The 5623-nt window shown below is 43.8% G+C and carries 2 protein-coding genes and 1 pseudogene; 1 reads left to right on the top strand and 2 read right to left on the bottom strand.

Going from position 1 to position 5623, the window contains the following annotated elements:
* A pseudogene (locus tag VE944_RS00335) lies at nucleotides 1–121 on the bottom strand (spermidine/putrescine ABC transporter ATP-binding protein); the annotation flags it as partial.
* Between the two features lie 501 nt (nucleotides 122–622).
* On the opposite strand from VE944_RS00335, the gene VE944_RS00330 reads away from it, so the two are divergent.
* The gene (locus VE944_RS00330) at nucleotides 623–3298 is read left to right on the top strand and encodes a CHAT domain-containing protein (protein WP_324970779.1); all 2676 of its coding nucleotides are present in this window, start codon (nucleotides 623–625) and stop codon (nucleotides 3296–3298) included.
* Nucleotides 3299–3304: 6 nt separating this feature from the next.
* Here the strand turns inward: VE944_RS00330 and VE944_RS00325 are convergent.
* Nucleotides 3305–5623 (bottom strand): S-layer family protein (locus VE944_RS00325; RefSeq protein ID WP_324970777.1); only part of this gene is annotated, 2319 nt, incomplete at its 5' end.

Here is a 5623-nt window from a genome sequence, read left to right as displayed (position 1 = left end):
CCAAATCGATTCCATTTACTGCTGGTTCTTGGTTAAAAAACTTGAACACGTTACGCAGTTCAACATCAAGTGGCTGAAAAGTTGTTATCCCCCTTTGATTCTGCATGACAATTTGAGCCATAATCCTCAGTAGAATGCCGTCATATTACGCGATTTTGTCAGTAGTCTATTGGGCAGACTAGATTTGACACTTTGGTTTATTGTATCCGCCAAAAACAATTGTTCAAGAATATACTTGCCCAATTCTTTTATACCCATTACTGGGCATGAGTTTAGAGTAATTGTATACAGATAATACCCCTATTGGAATAATTATTTGTCTTATGTCTTTATTCCCATCAATTGGCAGCAAAGTTGCATTGACCTACAAAAATTAACCCACCTACGTTACACAGCAACTTTAAAAGACTTGTGTGTAAACTGTAGCCTAAAAGGAGAGAGGCTTTAAATCTTACTCCCCAACGCCAGAATTCTGTTTTGATAAAGTAATGTCTGACTATATTTGACTATACAGAACTGAACTATGAGATACTCAAATCATTTTTTCCTCGCGCTGTTCACTGCATTTCTATGCATAACCTTATCCCCTGTTTTAGCAAAACCTCCTGCCGTCTACTCTGCCATGCAAAATTTGGCCGAGCAAAGGGAGTGGGGACAAGGAAGTAGTGACAGGGAACTGATGAATCCTGAATCCCCTACTGTCTATTCCCTACTTCCCCTTAAGAGCGGCCCATCCCAAACGGCAAGCGTAGTGGAACAGGGGAAAATATTATACGACAGGGGACAGTTTACTGAAGCGATAAAAGTTTTGCAACAGGCTGCTGCTGCGTTTAAAACCTCTAGGGATGGATTACAAGAAGCGATGACGCTGAGTAATCTCTCCTTGGCTTATCAGAAACTTGCCTTGTGGGCAGAAGCTGAGGAAGCGATCGCCCAAAGTTTAAAATTATTACAGTCAGGGGAAAATAGGGGCAGTTCCGGTGAGCGTTCCCAACTTATTGCCCAAGCCCTAGATGTGCAAGGACAGTTACAACTGTCACAAGGACAAGCAGAAGCGGCTTTAACTACCTGGCAAAAAGCCGCTAATATTTATCAGCAAATAGGCGACAAGGCTAGATTAACTCGTAACCGGATTAACTCTGCACAAGCTTTGCAAGCTTTAGGGCTTTACCTTCAGGCTAACAAAATTTTAAACGAAGTACAGCAAACCCTTACCAGCCTTCCAGACTCACTTGTTGTAGCTACAGGGCTGCGTAGTCTTGGCAACATTCGCCGAGTTGTCGGTGATTTAAGCGTATCACGGTTGGTATTGGGGAAAAGTTTAGCAATAGCAAAACGAGTGCAATCTCCAAAAGCGATCGCAGAAGCTCAACTCAGTTTAGGCAACACAGCCCGCGCCCAGCAAGACACTAAAGCGGCTTTGCAATACTATCAGGAGGCTGCTACTGTATCTGTTTCCTCCATCACCCGCATCCAGGCTCGCCTAAATTTACTTAGTCTACTTTTAGAAAAAAACCAAGTTCAAGATGCATTAGCGTTGTCGTCTCAAATCCAGCCGGCAATTAGCAACTTACCACCCAGCCGAACCTCAGTATATACTCGCATTAAATACGCCCAAAATCTTACACAACTAAAAGAAAAAATTAGCATAGATACCCCCTCATGGCTGAACATTGCCCAGCAATTGTCTACTGCACTCGAACAGGCACAGAAGTTGCAAGATCAGCGAGCAGAATCTTATGCTATGGGTAGTCTTGGTGAGTTGTATGAAAAAACCGGGCAGTTTTCTGATGCTCAAGAGCTTACCGAAAAAGCTTTATTTACAGCGCAAAGTATTAATGCATCGGATATTGCTTATCAGTGGCAATGGCAACTAGGACGCATACTGAAAAAAAAGGGAGATATTAAAGGTGCGATCGCATCCTATAATGTAGCCTACAAGACCCTTCAATCTCTGCGTGGTGATTTAGTAGCCCTCAATCCAGACGTTCAATTTTCCTTTCGGGAAAATATCGAACCCGTGTATCGAGAGTTAGTTGAATTGCTGTTGCGTTCTCCCCAAGGCAGCAGCGCTTCTGTTCCCTTCGAGAAGCTAGAGCAACGAGATGCTTCTTTACTAAAGGCTAAGGCTAACGCTTCACTCTCGCCACAAGAGGGTATTAATCAAGACAATCTAAGGCTTGCTCGTGACGTAATTGAATCTCTGCAATTGGCAGAACTGGATAACTTCTTTCGGTCAGCCTGTTTAAATCCTACGCAGGAACTTGACCCAGTAGTTGACAAAAAAGACCAACGAGCAGCAGTGATCTATCCAATTATTTTGCCAGACCGCCTAGATGTTATCCTCAAATTGCCTAATCAAGAGTTGCGCCACTACAAGACTGTAATAGCTCAAAATGATGTGGAAAAGACAATAGCACAACTGAGGAAAAACTTACTAAATGTCACTGCAACTGCTCGGGTTCAGCAGCAGTCCCAACAAATATATGATTGGTTAATTCGACCTGCACAAACAGAGTTAGTCAATAGTGGGATCAAAACCTTAGTGTTTGTACTTGATGGTGATTTGCGGAATATCCCAATGGCGGTTCTCTACGACAAACAGCAAAAGAAATATCTGGTAGAGAAATATGCGATCGCCTTGACACCAGGTTTGCAACTCCTCGATCCCAAACCTTTGCGACAGATACAGCTAAATGCTTTAACAGCCGGAGTCAGCGAAAAACGCCCAGTCGAAGGCAAAGAATTTCCCGAATTACAAAATGTACCACGGGAATTAAAAGAAATCAAATCTGAAGTATCCAAGAGTGAAGAACTGTTAAATCAACAGTTTACCCAAACAAACCTGCAAAATAAGTTGCAAACAGTTCCCTTCTCCGTGGTTCACCTAGCAACTCACGGTGAATTTAGTTCTGATGCTGAAAAAACCTTTATTCTCACCTGGGATAAACTGGTTAAGGTTAAGGAATTTGATAATCTACTGCGAGTTAGCGACAAAAACAGATTTAGTAGCATTGAATTACTCGTCCTTAGTGCTTGCCAAACTGCTGAGGGAGACAAACGAGCAGCTTTGGGACTGGCTGGGATAGCTATGCGGGCGGGGGTACGCAGTACACTAGCAACATTGTGGTCAATAGATGATCGCTCCACTGCCGATGTAATGAGTGAGTTCTATCGACAGCTAAAGGCTGGGGCGAATAAAGCCGAGGCGCTCCAGAGTGCCCAATTAGCTGTTTTTGCTAAGGAAAAAGCTCCATATTTCTGGGCACCCTATGTTTTAGTAGGCAATTGGCTCTAATGCGCTTCAGAAACAAGAAGCAGGAGTAAACCAGGAACTATGAGGCAAAGCTTTCGGCGCATTAGCCGTGAGTACAACTTCACCTTTAGCATTTCTCAACCACCCTTGCGCTTCCACAATCGGCGCTGGACTGGAACTATTTACCTGATTTGAATTTGTACTAACACGGTTTTCACCCTTTGGGTTGAGAGTTACCCAATCTAGTTCAACTGCATCAGGAGTGAGGGGTTCGGTTCTAGGGTTGGGTGGTAAGCCGCCGCGTCCGGTAATCGTAAAACTACTTTGATTTTGTGCTGTAAGCGCTTGACAGCCTTGGGACACTTTGGTGTCAACTGGTACGCCTGGTAAGTTAATTAATCCTTGAGAGGGGTCAACATCAAGCGTGTTGATATCTACAATGCCGCTTAAATCAGGTCTTGTTTGGGAAATTGCCGTAATATCATTTGTCTGAAGTTGACGCGGGTCTAAATCCGTAGGGCGCAACCTTTTAAGGTCTTCCTCAGTTAGTGATGCAATGCCAAAAATATTAGTAGCTTTAATTGTGACTCTCCCACCACTACCACTAAATGCATTGGCGGTGATATCGCTGTTTTCATTTGGGTTGGCGACGATGAAGCCGTCAGGGACATTAATGGTGATATTACCGCCATTTCCACCAGACCCTCTAGTACCTGCTGAGGTAGAAATCTCACTGTTGCGGCGCAGTAACAATAAGTCTTGCAAGTTCAGCGTAATATTGCCACCATCACCGGAGTTAGCTTGCCCAATCAGCTTACCTTGGTTATCCAATTTGATAGAACGAGCAGTGATTTCCAAATCACCTGCCTTGTTTGTGCCTTGACTGCTCACAGTTATGTCAGCGTTATTTAAGACATTTAATTCTCCGGTCTTAACTATAATACTTCCCCCCTCTCCTGTAGATTCTTTAGAAGTGGAAGCTGAAACCTGCGCTCCATCTTGAACAATCAATTGCCCAGTTTCTATATTTAAATTTCCAGCATTTCCAGTAGCTTCAGTCCCAACAAATAAGCCACTAGCTCCCATTTGCGAGGTTCCAATGAGTTCAATAGAATCTGCGGTAACAGACAAGGTTCCTCCCCTTCCCTGACTCAGAGTATTAGCTGAAACCTGCGCTCCATCTTGAACAATCAACTTCCCAGTTTCTATATTTAAGTTTCCGGCATTTCCAGTAGATTCAGTCCCAACAAATAAGCCACTAGCTCCCATTTGCGAGGTTCCAATGAGTTGGATAGAGTCCCTGACGTTGATAGACACAGTTCCTCCCTCTCCAGTAGATTCTTTAGAAGTGGAAGCTGAAATTCTTGCTCCATCTTGAATAATCAATTGCCCAGTTTCTATATTTAAGTTTCCGGCATCTCCAGTAGCTATAGTCCCAACAAATAAGCCGCTTCTACTGTCACCATTTGTTCCAATAAGTTGGATAGAGTCCCTAGCGTTGATAGACACAGTTCCTCCCGTTCCCTGACTACGAGTATTAGCTGAAACCTGCGCTCCATCTTGAACAATCAATTGCCCAGTTTGAATCCTTAACTCTCCAGCATTTCCAGCACCTTGGGTGACAGTAAACAAGCCACTAGGTATGGGTTTTTCACCTTCTATAATTTGCGAGGTTCCAATGAGTTGGATAGAGTCCCTGGCATTGACAAACAAAGTTCCTCCCCCTCCTGTAGATTGTGGAGAAGTGGAAGCTGAAATCTGCGAACCATCTTGAACAATCAACCGCCCAGTTTCAATCCTTAAGTCTCCGGCAGTTCCAGACCTTGTTGTTTCAGTTAATAGACGGCTTCCTCGCAAGAGTTCTACTGACTCCGATGCATTTATCCCTAATGTTCCTCCCGATTTTGAGACTAGGGTATTAACTGCAATATCTGAACTATCGAATGTAACGCGCCTGCCTTGTATTTGGATACCACCGCCGCCTTCACCACTAGCACTTACTGTAGTTTGATTGGTAAAAGATACATCTGCTCGCGCTACACTCTCAGGAAAAGTTAAGCGGAAATTGTTGTTATCAATGTTCAACCCTACCGTTCCTCCTGCTGCCAATCCTCCTAATTCGATTCGACCATCTGGAGCAAACACGGTCGCTCTTTGTAAATTCACATCGCCTCCCAATAGCACTAAACTCTGACTCTCAGGAACGAATAGAAATGCTTCATTGACTTGAATCGGCCCAACAGGCTGGGATGGAATTTGATTGAATAGAAATGCAGAAGGATTCACACTCAGCAAAGGGTTAAGCTGATTCACGGGTGAAGTCATGGAAAATTCTCCACCACCCGGAAACTGGATCGCATTAGCTGT

The sequence above is a fragment of the Nostoc sp. genome, assembly GCF_035638895.1.
Taxonomy (GTDB): domain Bacteria; phylum Cyanobacteriota; class Cyanobacteriia; order Cyanobacteriales; family Nostocaceae; genus Nostoc.
The sequence above is the reverse complement of the archived record's forward strand: the minus strand, read 5'-3'. Positions and strand labels throughout refer to the sequence as shown.

Excerpts from the sequence above, each read along its gene's own strand:
- VE944_RS00330 (WP_324970779.1), top strand. The coding sequence starts at position 623 with ATGCAAAATTTGGCCGAGCAAAGGGAGTGGGGACAAGGAAGTAGTGAC.